This window comes from Shewanella sp. 10N.286.52.C2 (assembly GCF_002874545.1).
In the GTDB taxonomy this organism is placed as follows: domain Bacteria; phylum Pseudomonadota; class Gammaproteobacteria; order Enterobacterales; family Shewanellaceae; genus Shewanella.
On the sequence record NZ_MCTV01000004.1, the window covers coordinates 15,935 to 33,557 of the forward strand.

Below are 17,623 nucleotides of genomic sequence, written 5' to 3' on the forward strand. Positions count from 1 at the left end.
TATTTAGTGCATTTATATTACGTTAGAGTATACATTTTTAACGTTAATTCAGTGTCCTGTCTAGTGATTACACTAAACAGGATACTTTTATCTAAAATCGCCTTTGATAAGGTTGTCTGGCCTTGCTTTGATGACCTTATCCATTGCCTTCTCTCGCTCACTTTCATGCAACATCTCCATGAGTTCCTTAACCATTTTTATGTGGCTTGCTGCTTGTTTGGCTAGTGCTTGTTCATGGCTTCTAGCGATGTCGAGGTACTCCTTTTTTTTCTTATTAGCTTGAGTCTTGTCGAGCTTTAGCTGTTTCACTTCCGCCTGTAAAACATCAATAGGTGACTGGCTTGAATCATCTTGTGCTACACGAAATTCCAGTGACTTATTCTCCACCATATCCTTAACATCTTTGTGCCTGCGCAATGCCCCAACAGAAAGTCCAGCTTCTTTCTCGACGGTACTATTGTTGATTTTTAGCTTACCTTCTCGGGCTTTCTTCTTTAGCTCTCGGTTTTCAGGCTTACCCTCTAACAGTCGCTCTAGGGCATTTATGAGCTTATTCTTGGTTGTTTGTGTCATTACGCAGTCACTCCGCAGGGTATCAGCATGTCTTGAACTTCTTGTGGTATTACAACGGGTTCATAGCTGATATCTAAGTCTTTCATAATGCGTTCAGCCGCCGTGATTTTGACATACACTTCTGACGCTGTTTGAGGCGTTAATTCATCATGCTCAATGTCCCATAGCATATGAATTTCGGCTTCCTTGCGCTTAGCTTCGGCAAACACGGCATCGACAATATAGTCGTTCTTACAGTCTACACATTCTAATAGGTTGACTTGTGTACGTAGGCTACAACCTGTTGAAGTGCAGTAAACGCCAGGGGCGACAGCGTGGATGTGGCGCTTTTGATCTCGGATTTGATTTTTCCAATAGTTGAGCGAGAGCATGTCGTTATCGACCTTATCTTTAAAAAGGTTACGCTCAGCCTTGATAATGTTTTTGGCAAACTCTTTGCCCTTGCCGCCAGCGACACGCTCTTTGTTTGCTAGCTTCTTGTAGATGTTGAGGTACACCTGCGCTTTTTGATCAATCCTTTCTTCATCAATGGCGTGAGCCAAGCTTTGTTTTTGCTTTCTGATTTTTTGGAACTTACTGGCATTCTTAGCGTAATGGCGTGTCATCGCCATCGATACATGGCTGAACTGCTGCTTGAGTTGGGGGAACGCACAAAGCTCGAAGCCGATAAGATAGTAGGCAAACGAGCGACGCAGCTGATGTCCTGAGAAGTTATAGTCATCCCCCACATTAAACGAAAGGTTAGGGTCGGAAATCTTCAAATCGATGACATCGTCATTGGTTAGCGCTAGCTTCTTTCCTAGTGCGCCTTCAAACCACTTCTTTGTATGTCTAGTAAGGTTATCTTTGTTGGTAGCACCGCAGCCCTCTTTTGTCTTGTGGAAAAATGCTTGGCTATCGGGGTGACGCTGTCTAAGTGGCGAATGAAGCGCTTGCAGGATCTCGTAAGCCTTTTTGCCGACCTCTGTGGTGACAAACTCATCCTGCTTTGACTGAGAGCCTTTGGCGGTTTTTGAGAGGTCTGCATGAATAACGTAAATGGTTTGCCCTGATATGGTTTCTGTTGTGCACCCATTTGCGGTATGTAGGTGAAAGGTTTCATCAGCGCGCATACCTGTGCGGGACATTAATGCCCAGAGGCAGCCACCATTGAGTTGTTTAAATAATGATTGCGCCTCTCTAAGTCCGGTTATCTTCCTGTTGCCAATCGTCAATGTTCGCTCAGGGTGGAATTTGTCGACGTATTCATAATGGAGTGCAGGCTTGTGTTTGTTGAGTAGTTCAAGGGTTGATTCTTGTGTTGGGTTATTGAGCGCGAGAAAAGCCGATTGAAAGGCTATATTCTTTTCCTTAGAACCTTTATTTGCTGAAGAAAAATACCACCGAAGCCCGTCATTTTTTAACTGTGCCTCATCGCTAACAAGGTATTTAGCATACCCTTGGTAGGTTTTGTCATTGTAGTCAGCTATGTAATTAGATAGTTTGCTCAGCTCGTCACGAATGGGGTATAGCTCGTTCACTAATGCTTCTGATTGTTGAAGTCCCAAATAGTACAGCCGCTGCGGGATAACCGTGTACTGCACTGGCTCGTTAATGGTTAAACCAAAATCCGAGGCAGATAACGCTTTGGTCAGGTTAACCTTGAACGGTAGTCGTGTTGCCTCTATGAACAGTTTCTTGAGTGCTACATAAGTATGTTCTCGTTCGAAGTCCAAAACGGTAACATCACCTAATACCCAAGCCTCTAACAGCTCAAAACTTAATAACTCAAAGCTATTGTGGCCTTTATTCAGTAGGGCGGTGGCGACTTTCTTTAACCCAGTGATAGTTTGCGCAATGCTCATAAATGAATAATCTTTGGGCGAGAGCCACATCATACTCAATGCCAGTGCCTTCAATTGGTTTGTTAGGTTACGTTCCATCACCTTTCCGTTTAGAAAGAAATCTAGAGTATCCTTTTTGGTGGCATAAGGCTCAAAGAACGATTGGAGTTGACGCCAAGCATTGTTATCTCCAATTTTACCCAGTGACTCACCTGTGACGCTAAAACCAATATCTAGCGCTTCAAAATCATCCCACTCGCCCGATTTAATGGCAGGTTCTAACACATCCTTCAAGTAATTTGTGTAGCTTCCAACGTGATTTTGTGCGCTTAACAGGGCATCTTGTTGGCCAATGTTGTACTTAGGTAACTTTATCATGATTGGCTCCCAATTAACGGTGTAGGGCTAAAATGGCGTGATCCATAGATACCCGAGGGTGACGCCCGTTTTGGTTAAATAATACCATTGCACCGTCGTACACATCCTTGCTGGCACCATCGAGAGTAACCTCAAAAGCGGCGATTCTTTCATGGACTTCCTCTTGCGCGTTAGGGTATAGGTTTACTGCCTCCTTCAGCACATCAATAAAAGAGATAAGTTTATAGATGGATTGAGTCTCATCAACGGCTTTGGCTGATTGGCATTTATGGCACATGTCGTATTCAGCACAAGATAGTTGTAGCTTCATGGCGTTATTGGTTTCACGCTGGGTGTTTTTTCCACCTGCAATGTTTTGTTGCCCATTGCAATGAATGCCATTGGGGTTGGTTTTTGCCCTTTCTTCCTCTTGCTTCTTTTTCCATTCATCATGCGTCAGCATTGAGATGCCAAGTTTGGCTGCCACTATCTCTTTTGCTTGCTCTAAACCCGTGTCTTCATCCAATAGCTCTATCACTTGTAGAGCCTGTGAGACGATGACTCTGTTGAGCCTTGGGTCACCATTTGCATAGTGCTTATCAATGGTTTGAAGAAGGTTTTGCAGGAGGCTTTGAACGCCGCCAGCGCCACTCACTGAGTACGCTTGGTTACTGGTCATTTCTCGCCAGCGGCTTGATTGAAGCGATATGAAGTATTCGTTGGTTTCAATTGACCATGTTGTCATTAGATTAGCGCTGATAAGGCTTATTCCGTCCCAGTCTTTAGGGGCTTCCTTCTGATGACCTCGTTTGAGCAGCAACCGCTCAGCTCTTTTAGATTGTTGCTTATCGGCTAACTCTGTGGCGAATTGTTCAATATCTTCGATTAACGCCTTGTCAGCAGCAGGAACAGAGAAGTGGTGGCTCTCGCCATTGCGGTATTTGAACGACACACTGATATTCCCCTCAGCGTCTTTATCCGAATAAGTCAGCGGCAGTAAGATGCCCTTCAGGGGTAAGTCTGTGTAACACGATAAAATGCAGTAGGCGCTATTTGTTGCGCCCTGAACGGATTTTGTTTTTGAGCACGGGCGAGTGACTTTGCTTACGACAGTTCGGCCAAGTGTATTCGTCTGTTTTTTTAACTCGATAATATGCTGGTTTCGATAGCTGTAAAACAGTTCCTTAAACCATGGCAGGCAAGATGCACGAGTGGGTGAGAGTACGTTTAACTCTACCATCAGGTGCTTATTTATTTCCATCAAATTGAACGTGCTACTTTTCTCCCCTTGGTTATTCAGCGTAAACAGTAACTCTGAGCCTTTTTCGCCACCGCCGTAGAGTGCTGAAAGCGTTTCAAGGGTTTTAATAAACTTAACTCCATCGCGTTTATCAACATCGAAGCTTTGGTTGCTAAGAACAGCGTCTACCTCTTTATTTGCGCGTGCCTTAAAGCTCGATACCTTAACCACTTGTAAGCTTTTATCCCGCTCATCAGTATGAATCGTGATTGGATGAGCGATGCTTTGTACGTCGCCATCGTTTAATGAGGTAAAAAAGCACATTAAGTGATAAGCCGCCCCCATCGCCATGTTAAACGCAGCGGCAGATTTTACGGATGTGCCCGTTTTACTCTTCCCATGGGTTTGGGCTTTGAGAGACGTTTTAATTGAAATGATTTCTTGGTGGCCACCTAAGTCAATAACGACTGGCAGCTCGATAGGCAGGACAAGGTTTTGTTTTTTTGCCGCAATGAGCTGTGGGGCTAGGATGAAAAATAACTCACTAATCCGAGCAACAAGCACCTCTTCTTCAGCGTCAGAGTAACCCTTATATGGTGTCTGTTCGCCACTAAACCCTCTGTGATGGGTTGCCCATGTGTCAGCGGGTAATCCACACCATGAAAGGGCGGTGCGAAGTGCTGACGTTTTATTAGAGGCTGTACTTTCTTGGATACCCAGTTCATCACCGTGGCTCATCTCCCATAGCCTTTTGGATGGGCGGTACATTTTCATCCGGTGCCGCAGTTCGCCATCATTCCCGGCATATTTTAAATAGCCAGCTTCAGAAAAGGGGTCAACGTTTACAGCGTCACTAAAGACAATGAAGGCTCTTAATGCATCGTATAAGGACGAGACGGTTGCTGCCGACCTGCCATAATCAACATACTGGTTGGTTTTTTTACAAAAGCTCCTTAAAAAAGGGATACGGCTGTTGATTTTGACATTATTACTGTCTGCGCCAAGGTGTAACAGGAGTGATATATCAAACTCGGTTGCCTTCCTGCTGTTGCTGTTCTTGTAGGGGATGCTGAGGTGCAACGGAACCACATTCTTATTGTTTCTGACGTGGTTAACCGTTTTTGAGTTCTTCGCGAGTGGACTTTTTGCCATGCTAGCACCCCTTGTTAATCTTGTTGTTTTTGCTCTTTGCAACCCGTAACTGCTCATTAAACTTATTCATGAACTTAATGTACTTTTCCGTCGTTGCGGTGCTTTCATGTCCCATTAGCGAGGCTAACTCGTCCATTAGGTACTCATAAGCAACCTGCCGCTCCCTAGATTCCCGCCAAAGCCAATGCGTGGCATAAGTTGAGCGAAGATCATGGATTCGATAGTACCAAGTAGGTTCTATTGCCCGGATGCACTGTCGCAGCTCGCTAAAATGCGCCTCTAGAGTGTTTAGTGTGTAAGGCCGCCCTTTATTGGAAAGAAAAAGGTACTCAGTGGTATCCAGTTCTTTTTTGGAATTAATCAGATCCTTTCGGCGAGTTAGGTTCTTTTGTCGCTGACTACATTCCTTGAATTGCTCTAATTCCTCATGCAGTGCGATAGGGATTTCAATCGTTCGTGGCTTACTGCCCTTGGTATGTGTAATGCTCAATGGCACGACATCTAATGCACTAAAATCTTTATTCCCAATATCGCGAGCAGGGAAATGGGTCGCTTCATCAATCCTAAGTCCTGCCTCTTCACATAGTCTCAGTATCAGGGAAGCAGCTTTTGGCAATGTATGAATGTGTTGAGAGAACCGTTCTTTATGCTCGGGAGTCATAGGCTTCAATTTTTGATGAGCAGGCGTTTTATCGATTTTTGGGAACATCTTCATGATGTTTGAAATCTCATAGCCCCGCTTTGCGCCAGACTTAGTATGGGCAAGCATATCATGCTGGTTGATGCCCCCTACGTTAACCTCAACCTCGGTGTAGTGTGTCAGGACATGCTCATCATTATTTTTGAGGTAACCGTGTCTCTGCATCCACTTATAAAACCCAATAACAGCACCCATATAGCTTCTTGCTGAGTTAAGCGAGTACGCTTCATCACCAGTTGCCTCATTCCTAGAGCGACAGTTAGCTAAAAGATGCTCTGCAAATTGCCAAGGTGCGCCTTCTTCTTCATGTTTAGTCAGTGTTTTATAAGTTAGGTACTGAGGTGGTATCACATCCCCTTCATCATCTTGAGGGTGGTGGGTAGACTCTAAATATCGAGTAAAGGCCAATAAGCCTTTGGCCATTGATTTGGTGTCTTGAATTTTTCCTTCACCGCTGAGTTTTGAGACAAGATAAAGAGATTGTGGATAAACAACACGCCCATCTGGTGCAACGATAATATCGGTCTTCTTTATGCGAGACTGTAATTTGGATGGGGAAAGGTAGGGTGAGTGTGTCACTTCTCCAGAGTCAGTATCGATGACCTGTGAGATTCTCAGTTTAGCTAATGTATCTACCTCTATGGAGAGCAATCGGTAGTCTTCATAAACATCATTTTCGTCATGCTTTTCTATCACAAAACAACCCTCAATATGTTACCCACATATCAAAGGTAGATTGTCATAAAAAATTGTCAAGGGTTTTTGTCATAAAAAATTTCTAGGGGTGAATTGCTTCTCGCCCCACACGCCAAAGGCATCAGCAACGGCATGATCTTCATCACTGAGTAAGGCAAAGTTTAACTCTTGCTTGTCATTGAACTTAAGCAGTTTAGCAACTGGGTCAGGGCTTAAACCCAATACTGTGACATTATGATTTGCTAACTGGTCTTTGCTATCACGCAAGCCTTGAGCTTGCACTGTGCAACCAGGTGTTGATGCTTTAGGGTAAAAATAAACTAACACAGGGCCGGTTTTTAAAGCTTCAGTGAGAGAGACTGATTGGTCAAATTGATTTTGTAGGGTAAATTGTGGTGCTAAATCACCAAGGGTTAAGGTATTCATTTTATGTCCTTATTTTATATTCTATTTGTCACTGTTTTGCATATGATTGATAGAGCACTCAAGTGATAGTTCTTTTGCCAGTTCATGGATACTTTTTTCAAGCTTTATAAGATCAATTTTTTCCGGCACATTGATAGTAAATAAAATATGCTGCGTTAAATTATCGTCGTCAGCGTGAGAGCGCACCGCAGCAAGATCAAGGGAACGATCCGCTAAGAATTCGGTTATTCGCTTCATGGTGCCACGTTGATCTTGACCGTTAACATTGACCTCGATACGCGACACGTAATTTTGTGGTGTATGCTTGGAAGTACGTTTCATTACCATGAGTAATTCAAGCTGTACACTTAAGCTGGGTAACTGGGTTTCTATCTTTGTTATTGCTGCCCAAGAGCCTGAAATCATCATAATTAAGGTAAATTCATTACCAAAAAGTGCCATACGGCTATCGACGATGTCACAGTCACATTCACTTGCTAAACGGGCTAGACGACTTACTAAACCAGGGCGATCAGCACCCATAGCAGTAACGACCAGATAGTTGGTCATGGATTTTCCTCACTTTTTCGATATCATGGAGCGTAAACTAGCGAGCTAACGCAAAGTTTTTTTGCGGGCACTAATGCTACCATAACTAATGTAAAACCACATAAGTATGTCACTATGAAAGTTAATTCATATTAAAAATTTACTTCTTGGCATAACAACTTAGGTGTAAGATTGATTTCAATGAAATAAAGTACCTAACGTCATGATATAAAAAATATGCTTAGCCATTAAACAATCATCTGACGATGTAAATTTGTGCTTTAGTAAAAATGCATTTGAGAGCCCCCGTTAATGCTTGTCATTAGTTGTAGGCATCAGTAACATAGCGAATCCTGAAACCTTGGGGAATTTAGATGATAAACGGAAGCATCGTTGCCTTAATCACTCCTATGAATAGTGATGGCACAGTAGATTATAAAAGTCTTGAAAGACTGGTAGAGTTTCATATAGAGCAGGGGACTGATGCGATCGTTGCAGTCGGTACAACAGGTGAGTCTGCTACTTTACCCATTAAAGAACATGCACAAGTTGTGTCGCAAACTGTTAAATTTGCCGCAGGTCGTATACCCGTCATTGGTGGTAATGGCGCTAACGCCACTGCCGAAGCGATAGAACTTACCCAATCAATGGCTGATTCTGGCATTGTTGCCATGCTTGGGGTCACGCCTTATTACAATAAGCCTTCACCTAAGGGCTTAATTGCACATTATAAAGCTGTTGCAGCAAGTACTGATATCCCTCAAATTCTTTATAACGTCCCTGGACGTACTTCAGTGGATATGTTGCCTGAAACCGTGGCTGAATTAGTAGCGGTGGAAAATATTATCGGTGTTAAAGAAGCCACTGGCGATTTAACCCGTGTTGCTCGATTACGCGAGCTTTGCGGTCAGGATTTCAAACTTTATAGCGGCGATGATGCCACTGCGAGAGACTTTTTATTACTTGGCGGTGATGGTGTTATTTCGGTTGCTAATAATATTGTTCCAAAAGCATTTAAACAACTGTGTGATGCAGCATTAGCAGGTGACCATGCTTTATCCGAAAAACTAAACCTACCACTGAAAGGTTTATATGAGCATTTATTCTGCGAAGCTAACCCAATCCCTGTTAAATGGGCTGCGCATCAAATAGGTTTAATTAGCCAAGGACATATTCGTTTACCTTTAACTGAACTTTCTGAGCAGTTTCATGGTCAGTTGTTAGAAGCGATGAAACAAGCCCAGATAGAGGTAACACAATAAATGTTGAAGCAAGTCACTCCAATTTTACTTATAGCAGCAGTTTCTGCTTGTAGTTCACCGACAGATCGTCGCGTTGCCAATGGCAATGATGAATATGTTAACGCCAAAGAAGTCCCACTATTAGTTATTCCAGAAGGCTTGACTGAGCCAACTTATGGCCGTGAATACGACATTCCTAAAGTGGGTAACAAAGTTGATAAAGACTTAGTTGGAAAACGTCTGGATATTCGTCCTCCTTTACTGGTCTTGCCTATGTCTGAAGGTACGCGTATTGAAGAAGGCAGTGACAATATTAAAATTATTGTCGAATCAATTACGACCACAAAAGATCTAAAACAAGAAGTTTTTGATAATTTACATGGTTTCTTAGCAAAACATGAAGTACCTATCGAAAACGAAAATTATGACGAAGGTTTTATCGAAACAGGTTGGATAGACACGCAAGACGTCATAGAAACAAGCTGGTTCGGTGAAGACAAAGTGTATTTACTGCGTCAACGTTACCGTTATGAGGTCGATGTGAGTCCTCATGGTCGCTCAGGCAGCATGGGTATTGATCTGATTGAGCATGAAGAAAGCTACAATGGTGATGATCAGCAAGTGCTATTAACGGCAGAAGATAAACGCCGTTACACCGTTGATATGCTCAATAACACTATTGCTTACATCAGCTTAAAACGTGACAAGCAAATTAAAGCTGACCGTATTCAACAAAGTAAAGGTATTAACGTTGATCTAGTGGCTGAAACAGAAACCACTGGCGCTTATTACATTTCAGAAGTTGATTTCAATAAAACCTGGGATCGATTACGTATTGTATTGCCTGAGCTAGGTTTCGATATTGTTGATATGAACAGCGCCAAAGGTTTGTATTATATTGTCTTGGAAGAAACTGGCGGGTTCTGGAGTTCATTATGGGGCGAAGATAAGTTATCACTTGAAAAAGGTAACTATCGAATTGAGCTTGTTGAAACTGATGATAAAGATCAAACTGAAATCTTTATTAAAGATGCCGCAGGTGAGCCATTAGAAAATGAAACGATTACTGAAATCTATCGCGTAGTCAGCGAAGCAATGAAAGAAGATCGTAAAGTACGATAATGCGTTAAATTAACATTACCTAATTGTTCGTATTTTAGGCTATCAAAAAAAGAGACAGTATTTACTGTCTCTTTTTTTATGCTTTAAAAACAGTAAAAATAGTCATTTAACCTTCTATATCGATTGTTTACCAATTAAAAAGCTAAGATTGATCTTAGTTAACCCCGATCCCGTATATTCCGCAAATGTTTCCTATGTGTGTTAATTGTAAGAAAAGGTAAAACACCTTGATACCAGTATGATGCTGAGTACACTAGCGGTTGGCTAAATCCCATAACATATCGTTTTTGAGTTTGATGAATGGAATCCCGATGAAAAAAATAATAATTCTCCTCGTTGCGTTACTGATAGGCTGGTTTACATACCAATCTATGAAGCCTACTGAAGAGGCCAAGGTGCGTGCTAAACCTATCCCAAACGTTGTTGTTGCTAAAGTGGCGATGTTGCCAGTAAGAGATGAGGTTGAGGCAATAGGAACCAACAAAGCGTTTGAGTCTATTACTATTACACCAAAAATCACTGAGAAAATCGCAGACATTAAATTTAACGATGGAGATGTGGTTAAAAAAGGCGATTTGCTGGTTCAATTACGTAACCGCGAGCAGCTAGCCAAAGTTAAAGCCGCTGAGTTTAAAGTCAGCGATAATTTACGTGAACTCGACAGAATTCGTAGTTTGGTTACCAGTAAAACGGTAGCAGAACTTGAGCGAGATAGATTACAAACCTTAATCGATACGACCCGCGCTGAGCTTGAGCAAGCTAAAGCTGCTTTGGGTGATCGCGCCATTCATGCACCATTTAGTGGTCGCTTGGGACTAAAGCTTGTCAGTGTCGGCAGTTTAGTGTCACCAGGTACCCAAATATCGACCTTAGATGATGTCAGTAAAATTAAACTTGATTTCTCAGTGCCAGAGCGTTTTATCCAACAACTCAAATTAGGTAAAACCGTTGAAGCGAAAGCGATTGCTTATCCAGATCGTATATTTAAAGGTGTGGTAACATCTATTGATACAAGGGTAAACCCAACAACACGTGCTGTGGTAGTTCGCGCTATTATTGCCAATGACGATGCAGCGTTATTACCCGGCATGTTGATGAAAGTTAAACTGATTAAACAAAATCGTGAAACCTTATTATTACCAGAGTCTGCCATCATTCCTATTCAATCAAAACACTATGTATACACAGTTAACGAAGAGAATATTGTCGAGCGAAAAGAAGTCACAATAGGCATTCGTAATCGAGGTTGGGTTGAAATTCTTGATGGTGTCGGAATTGGTCAATCGGTCATTATCCGCGGGTTATTAAAAGTAAGACCGGGAGATGAAGTCACCACTCAGGCTGCAGAAGCGTTTAACTTTGCCAATGTCGCTGATGTGGAGAATGCGGCATGATCCTCACTGACATTTCCGTAAAGAGGCCGGTATTTGCTTCTGTTATTAGTATTTTAATTATTATTCTTGGCATGGTGTCATTTGATAAGTTGCCTCTTAGAGAATACCCCAACATTGATCCACCGGTAGTATCGATTGATACCAATTATCGCGGCGCGAGTGCTTCAGTGGTTGAAAGTCGCATTACCCAATTAATTGAAGACAGAATTAGCGGCGTTGAAGGGATCAAACAAATTACCTCAAGTAGCCGTGATGGACGCTCTTCTATTACCTTAGAGTTTAATATCAACCGTGATATTGAAGCGGCGACCAATGATGTTCGAGATAGAATTTCAGGGTTACTGGATAACTTACCAGAAGAGGCAGACCCACCAGAAGTAGAAAAGTCCAATGGTGGTGATGAAGTGATCATGTGGCTTAACTTAGTGTCTGATCAAATGGACACATTACAGCTAACAGACTATGCCCGACGCTATTTGGTCGATCGATTTTCAGTTGTCGACGGTGTTGCCAACATCCGTTTAGGTGGCGGTAAAGTTTATGCCATGCGAGTGTGGATAGACAGACAAGCTTTAGCAGCGCGTAAACTGACCGTAGCGGATGTGGAATCTGCGCTGCGCTCAGAAAACGTTGAGCTTCCGGCGGGTTCTATTGAGTCAAAAGAGCGCCATTTTACTGTCAGGGTTGATAGAAGCTTTAGAACCGCTGAAGACTTTGCCAGCCTTGTTATTACCCAAGGTGATGATGGCTATTTAGTGAAGCTTGGTGATGTGGCTAAAGTGCAAATTGGCTCAGAAGAAGAGCGGATAATGTTCCGCGGTAATACTGAATCAATGATTGGCTTAGGGGTATCTAAACAATCAACCTCAAACACCTTAGAAGTCGCCCGTGCTGCCAATGCGTTAGTCGATGTTATTAATCCGACATTACCAGCAGGAATGGAGATTAAGCGCTCATACGACAGCTCAGTATTCATTGAAGCGTCAATTAAAGAGGTGTACCAAACCTTATTTATCGCGATGCTATTAGTGATAGTGGTGATTTATCTGTTCCTAGGCAGTGTGCGCGCGATGTTAATTCCAGCGTTGACTGTTCCAGTGTCGTTAATGGGGACTTTTATTGTTTTATATTCATTAGGTTATACCATTAACTTACTGACTTTGCTGGCGATGATCCTTGCCATTGGTATGGTGGTTGATGATGCCATTGTGATGTTAGAAAATATTCATCGCCGTATTGAGCAAGGTGACTCACCGCTTAAAGCGGCCTATTTAGGTGGCCGTGAAGTTGCTTTTGCGGTAGTTGCGACAACATTGGTATTAATTGCCGTGTTTATGCCGATCACGTTTTTAGAAGGTGATTTAGGTAAGCTGTTTAAAGAGTTTGCAGTTACCATGAGCGCCGCAGTGATTTTCTCAAGCTTAGTCGCATTAACCCTAAGCCCAATGATGTGCTCTAAGTTGCTTAAACCCGCCGGTGAAAGCACTTGGTTAGTACGTAAAGTCGATGACGTGATGGATAAGTTATCTGCTATTTATCAATCGCATTTGGTGAGTGCGATTAAAAAGCCCTATCTTATCGGCGTAATTGTCGTGGTGGCTTTTGCGTTAAGTGGCTACTTGCTTAAACAAGTACCTCAGGAATTTGCCCCTCGCGAAGATAGAGGCTCAATGTTTTTGGTGGTTAATGGCCCTGAAGGAGCAAGCTTTGAGTACATTGAAAAGTACATGGATGAAATTGAAGGCCGTTTAATGCCATTAGTTGAATCGGGTGATGTGAAACGCTTATTGATCCGCGCTCCTCGTGGTTTTGGTCGCTCAGCAAACTTTTCAAACGGCATGGCGATTATCGTTTTAGAAGATTGGGCCGAGCGACGTCCTGCCAGTGAAATTATTACTGATATTCGCGCTCGAATTTCGGACTTAGCAGGGGTCAGGGCATTTCCCATTATGCGTCAAGCCTTTGGCCGTGGTGTCGGTAAGCCTGTGCAGTTTGTATTAGGTGGTCCAAGTTATGAAGAGTTAGCTTTATGGCGAGACATCATCATGGAAAAAGCTAAAGAAAATCCGATGTTAACCGGGCTTGATCATGATTATAAAGAAACCAAACCTCAACTTAGAGTGTCAATTGATAAAGACAGGGCTGCTGATTTAGGGGTGTCAATATCACATGTGGGCAGAACCTTAGAATCGATGCTGGGCTCACGTTTAGTGACGACCTTCATGCGAGAAGGGGAAGAATATGATGTGATCATTGAAGGTAATCGTGAAAATCAAAATACTGCTACGGATTTAGAAAATATCTACGTGAGATCTGATCGAACCGGCGAGTTAGTGCCACTATCGAATATTGTCACTGTAGAAGAGTATGCTGATGCCAGCTCTTTAAATCGCTATAACCGCATGCGGGCGATCACTATCGAAGCAAACTTGGCTGATGACTATAGTCTAGGTGAAGCGTTAGATTATCTTAATGATTTATCCTATACCTATTTGCCTGCTGAAGCGGTGATTAGTTATAAAGGGCAATCGCTGGATTATCAAAGTTCAGGCAACTCCATGTACTTTGTGTTTATCCTAGCGTTAGGTATTGTGTTCTTAGTATTGGCGGCGCAATTTGAAAGTTATGTGCATCCTATGGTGATTATGCTTACAGTACCTCTGGCTACGCTAGGCGCATTAATTGGCCTATGGTTTACCGGACAAAGTATCAATATTTACAGTCAAATTGGTATTATTATGCTGGTGGGGCTAGCGGCTAAAAATGGTATTTTGATTGTTGAATTTGCCAACCAATTGCGTGACAAAGGCATTGAGTTTGAACAAGCAGTCATTCAAGCCTCATCCCAACGTTTAAGACCGATCCTCATGACCGGTATTACCACTGCAGCTGGTGCTATTCCATTGGTGCTATCAAGTGGTGCGGGCTCTGAAACACGTTTTGTGATTGGCGTGGTAGTGTTATCAGGTATTTTGTTAGCAACCTTCTTCACCTTGTTAGTGATCCCGGTGGCTTACAGTATCTTTGCCCGAAACAGTAGCTCGCCTGAAGCGATTGCCAAGCAACTAGAACAAGAGTTAACGACTTAGTGACAATCTGCTTAAGTGAATTAGCTGTTATAAACGCTATGTTGACTTAAGCACTTCAAAAAGCCAGTTGTGAATAGTCACAACTGGCTTTTTTATGTCTGTATAGTGACAACTCAGTGACAACCCTATAATTCACAGCTAATCGAAGGTTAACGATGAAAAAATCCGACAAGAAACGTGATAACCAAATTCGTCAGCAGTTAACACTGGTGTGTGATTTATTAATGTCAGAGTGTGAGGGCTTTCTATGGCTCACGCATTCGGTAAACTACACCGCTTTTCCTAAATCGTTAAAAGTGATTTGTGTATTTAGTAATGAGGCGCAAATAACCAAGGTCAAATTAGCCAAGCAAGATGCGTTTATTGTGCAGATGATAAGCCATTATTTACAGGCTGTTTCTGTGGAGATAACTGCTGGGCAGATTGTATTAGACAGTGAAGCGGCATGTGATAGTCAACATGAGGGTAATTGGGCAAAGCGTTTAACTTAAGTCATTATTATTTTTGCTTAACACTAGGGTAATTAGCGCAGCTTAACTTTGGTTTACAGCAAATAAAAAAGGGAAAGCAATGCTTTCCCTTTTGGTATTTTTAGTTAGCTTTAAAAAGTGAGTTAAGCCGCTTTAACTTGCTTGGCTTCACTAACAACCTTTGCTTCAAGCTCTTCAGGGTCAAAGTCATCAACATTGATTGACTTCATACGACCAATTTCAGCTCTTTCAAGTAAGGCCACTTCAGTATCACTTAACACACCTAAGGCTTTACCTTGTGCAGCGACTTTATCTAACCACATAAATGGTAGGCGTTTACCGGCAGCTTTACAGACTTTGTCGTATAAAGGCTCTGAAGCTAAAATATCTAATAAAGTTTGCTCTTGAATACCTACCGCATTGTGCTCTGAAGCTGTCCAGAATTGGCCTTGGCCTAAACGGTCACGACTGGCACATGGCGTTTGCATAATTTTAGACACTTTATGGTCTAATACATCGCTAGGACGTTTTAGTGGGCGACCAAATGGGAAGATAACAGCGCGAAGTGCAATGCCAAGACCCATAGGGAAGTTATCCAGTAAGTCATCTAAAGATGTTTGTAGTTTATGTAGTGAATCTTCTACAGCCCATTGAACTAACGGTAAATCTTCAGTTAAACGACCATCATCTTCATAACGCTTAAGCGTTGCAGACGCTAAATATAGCTGACTTAATAAATCACCTAAGCGTGCTGAAATACGTTCTTTACGCTTAAGGTTACCGCCAAGTGTTGCCATCGCTAAATCCGAAAGCAGGGCTAAGTTAGCACTGAAACGATTCATCTGCTGATAATAACGTTTCGTTTTATCATTATAAGGTGATTTGGTGAAGCGGCTAGAAGTAACGCCCATCCAGAAACTTCTTACAAAATTAGACATCGCAAAGCCAATATGACCGAAGATGGCAGCATCGAAGTTACTTAAGCCTTGACCCGATGTGGTATCAAAAGCAGATTCCATTTCAGCTAATACATATGGATGACAGCGAATAGCGCCTTGTCCATAAATAATCATAGAACGGGTTAAAATGTTGGCACCTTCAACGGTAATTGCAATCGGCGCTGCTTGATAACCACGACCCAAATAGTTATTTGGACCTAGACATACACCTTTACCGCCGTGAATATCCATGGCGTCGATAACACACTTTTGCATTCTATCGGTTAAATGGAATTTAACGATGGCAGAGATAACTGATGGCTTTTCACCTAGACCAATCCCCACAGTAGTTAATGAACTTACAGCATCCATCAAGTAAGCATTACCGCCAATACGTGCCATTGGCTCTTCAATACCTTCTAATTTACCGATAGGTAGTTTGAACTGACGACGAATTCGAGCGTAAGCACCTGTAGCTAATGCAGCTGTTTTAACGCCACCAGCAGAGTTTGACGGCAGGGTAATACCACGGCCTACAGAGAGACATTCAACTAGCATGCGCCAGCCTTGACCGGCCATTTCAGGGCCACCAATGATAAAGCTCAGTGGCACGAATACTTCGTTGCCACGAGTTGGACCATTTTGGAACATACAGTTCAATGGGAAGTGACGACGACCGGTTTCAACCCCTTGAATATCAGTAGGGATAAGGGCACAAGTAATACCTAAATCTTCGGTATCACCTAATAAGCTGTCAGGGTCGCGTAATTTAAATGCCAAACCTAATACTGTCGCCACTGGTGCTAAGGTAATGTAGCGTTTGTTCCATGTTAGTTTCATACCTAACACTTCTTCGCCTTCCCATTCACCTTTACAGACGATACCAAAATCAGGGATCGCGCCAGCATCACTACCAGCTTCTGGGCTAGTAAGTGCAAAACAAGGCACTTCAAGACCTTTAGCTAAACGCGGTAAATAATGATCTTGTTGTTCAGTCGTACCATAGTGTTGCAGTAACTCACCAGGGCCTAGAGAGTTTGGTACCCCAACCGTTGATGCAAGTTCACTACTCACGCCAGCTAATTTTTGCAATACACGTGACTGAGCATAAGCTGAGTATTCAAGACCACCGTATTTCTTTTTGATGATCATGGCGAAGAAGCCTTCGTCTTTTAAGTATTGCCAAACTTCTTGTGGAAGGTCAGCTAGCTCATGTGAAACCTGATGTTGGTTAACCATTTTACACACAGTTTCAACTGGGCCATCTAAAAACGCTTGCTCTTCAGCAGTTAAACGCGCTTTAGGGTAGTTATGTAATTTATTCCAGTTAGGGTTACCAGCGAATAAGTCAGCTTCCCACCAGGTTGTACCTGCTTCAATGGCTTCTTTTTCAGTGGTAGACATTTCAGGCATGATGCCTTGATATACTTTAAGCAGTGGACGTGAGATGAAATTCTGACGAAATGATTTAACATTTAAAGGTAATGCTAAAACTATATAGACAACCCAAGCTAGACTGCCAACAATATCTAATACACTACCAATTAACATTACAACTGCTGCTGCAATTGTTGCTGTTAATAACGACACCCGCAAGTAAGTTGCTGCGCCGAGTACCGCGATCATGGCGATGATCCAAATAAGTGTCTCCACTGTCTTTCTCCTTAAAAGTGTTTAATATTTAAACACCTACAAATTAATGATCCTATTCACAGAACTGACCGTGGTCTGACCTGTATCACATAAAATTAAACCTAACTGGCGCTGATTACAAGTTATTTCAAACAATTGTTTAAAATATTTTGTTTAATAAAAATGCCAATTTTTTTCTGCACTAGGTACAATATAAATTACGTAATATTTTGAGTTAATTA

Annotated in this window: 11 protein-coding genes and 1 pseudogene; 5 read left to right on the forward strand and 7 right to left on the reverse strand. The window is 42.3% G+C overall.

The window, feature by feature from the left end:
• Nucleotides 1–87: 87 nt before the first annotated feature.
• The 6 genes and pseudogenes from BCU94_RS02245 to BCU94_RS02270 all read right to left on the reverse strand — a co-directional run bounded on the left by BCU94_RS02245 (nucleotide 88) and on the right by BCU94_RS02270 (nucleotide 7,516).
• Nucleotides 88–573 (reverse strand): bacterioferritin comigratory protein, encoded by a 486-nt coding sequence (locus BCU94_RS02245; protein WP_102437150.1) that lies wholly within the window; start codon nucleotides 571–573, stop codon nucleotides 88–90.
• The gene (locus tag BCU94_RS02250) at nucleotides 573–2,774 is read right to left on the reverse strand and encodes a tyrosine-type recombinase/integrase (protein ID WP_102437152.1); all 2,202 of its coding nucleotides are present in this window, start codon (nucleotides 2,772–2,774) and stop codon (nucleotides 573–575) included. The genes BCU94_RS02245 and BCU94_RS02250 overlap by 1 nt, the downstream gene beginning before the upstream one ends.
• A gap of 13 nt (nucleotides 2,775–2,787) precedes the next feature.
• A complete protein-coding gene (locus BCU94_RS02255; protein ID WP_102437154.1) occupies nucleotides 2,788–5,145 on the reverse strand; it encodes a hypothetical protein in 2,358 nt (785 codons plus the stop codon).
• A 1-nt stretch (nucleotide 5,146) separates the two neighbouring features.
• Nucleotides 5,147–6,541, reverse strand: a complete 1,395-nt coding sequence (locus BCU94_RS02260; RefSeq protein WP_102437156.1) for a site-specific integrase — start codon at nucleotides 6,539–6,541, stop codon at nucleotides 5,147–5,149.
• Between the two features lie 90 nt (nucleotides 6,542–6,631).
• A pseudogene (gene bcp / locus BCU94_RS02265) lies at nucleotides 6,632–6,967 on the reverse strand (thioredoxin-dependent thiol peroxidase); the annotation flags it as partial.
• 21 nt (nucleotides 6,968–6,988) lie between these two features.
• On the reverse strand, nucleotides 6,989–7,516 hold the full coding sequence (locus tag BCU94_RS02270; RefSeq protein WP_102437160.1) for an ACT domain-containing protein: 528 nt from the start codon (nucleotides 7,514–7,516) through the stop codon (nucleotides 6,989–6,991).
• A gap of 353 nt (nucleotides 7,517–7,869) precedes the next feature.
• Here BCU94_RS02270 and dapA point away from each other — a divergent pair, with 353 nt between their 5' ends.
• The 5 genes from dapA (at nucleotide 7,870) to BCU94_RS02295 (ending at nucleotide 14,832) form a co-directional block, all read left to right on the forward strand.
• A complete protein-coding gene (gene dapA / locus BCU94_RS02275; RefSeq protein ID WP_102475506.1) occupies nucleotides 7,870–8,757 on the forward strand; it encodes a 4-hydroxy-tetrahydrodipicolinate synthase in 888 nt (295 codons plus the stop codon).
• A complete protein-coding gene (gene bamC, locus BCU94_RS02280) occupies nucleotides 8,758–9,858 on the forward strand; it encodes an outer membrane protein assembly factor BamC (protein WP_102437164.1) in 1,101 nt (366 codons plus the stop codon). It begins immediately after the preceding gene.
• A 311-nt stretch (nucleotides 9,859–10,169) separates the two neighbouring features.
• Entirely contained in the window at nucleotides 10,170–11,252 is a 1,083-nt protein-coding gene (locus BCU94_RS02285) for an efflux RND transporter periplasmic adaptor subunit (RefSeq protein ID WP_102475507.1), read from the forward strand.
• A complete protein-coding gene (locus tag BCU94_RS02290) occupies nucleotides 11,249–14,341 on the forward strand; it encodes an efflux RND transporter permease subunit (protein ID WP_102475508.1) in 3,093 nt (1,030 codons plus the stop codon). The genes BCU94_RS02285 and BCU94_RS02290 overlap by 4 nt, the downstream gene beginning before the upstream one ends.
• A gap of 155 nt (nucleotides 14,342–14,496) precedes the next feature.
• Entirely contained in the window at nucleotides 14,497–14,832 is a 336-nt protein-coding gene (locus tag BCU94_RS02295; RefSeq protein ID WP_102475509.1) for a Fis family transcriptional regulator, read from the forward strand.
• Between the two features lie 122 nt (nucleotides 14,833–14,954).
• Here BCU94_RS02295 and fadE read toward each other — a convergent pair whose 3' ends face one another.
• Nucleotides 14,955–17,402 carry an acyl-CoA dehydrogenase FadE gene (fadE, locus tag BCU94_RS02300; RefSeq protein WP_102437172.1) on the reverse strand — a complete coding sequence of 816 codons (2,448 nt, stop codon included), beginning with the start codon at nucleotides 17,400–17,402 and terminating at the stop codon, nucleotides 14,955–14,957.
• Nucleotides 17,403–17,623: the final 221 nt, after the last annotated feature.

Excerpts from the sequence above, each read along its gene's own strand:
- BCU94_RS02255 (WP_102437154.1), bottom strand. The coding sequence starts at position 5,145 with ATGGCAAAAAGTCCACTCGCGAAGAACTCAAAAACGGTTAACCACGTC.
- BCU94_RS02245 (WP_102437150.1), bottom strand. The coding sequence starts at position 573 with ATGACACAAACAACCAAGAATAAGCTCATAAATGCCCTAGAGCGACTG.
- bamC (WP_102437164.1), top strand. The coding sequence starts at position 8,758 with ATGTTGAAGCAAGTCACTCCAATTTTACTTATAGCAGCAGTTTCTGCT.
- BCU94_RS02290 (WP_102475508.1), top strand. The coding sequence starts at position 11,249 with ATGATCCTCACTGACATTTCCGTAAAGAGGCCGGTATTTGCTTCTGTT.
- BCU94_RS02250 (WP_102437152.1), bottom strand. The coding sequence starts at position 2,774 with ATGATAAAGTTACCTAAGTACAACATTGGCCAACAAGATGCCCTGTTA.
- BCU94_RS02295 (WP_102475509.1), top strand. The coding sequence starts at position 14,497 with ATGAAAAAATCCGACAAGAAACGTGATAACCAAATTCGTCAGCAGTTA.
- BCU94_RS02285 (WP_102475507.1), top strand. The coding sequence starts at position 10,170 with ATGAAAAAAATAATAATTCTCCTCGTTGCGTTACTGATAGGCTGGTTT.
- BCU94_RS02270 (WP_102437160.1), bottom strand. The coding sequence starts at position 7,516 with ATGACCAACTATCTGGTCGTTACTGCTATGGGTGCTGATCGCCCTGGT.
- dapA (WP_102475506.1), top strand. The coding sequence starts at position 7,870 with ATGATAAACGGAAGCATCGTTGCCTTAATCACTCCTATGAATAGTGAT.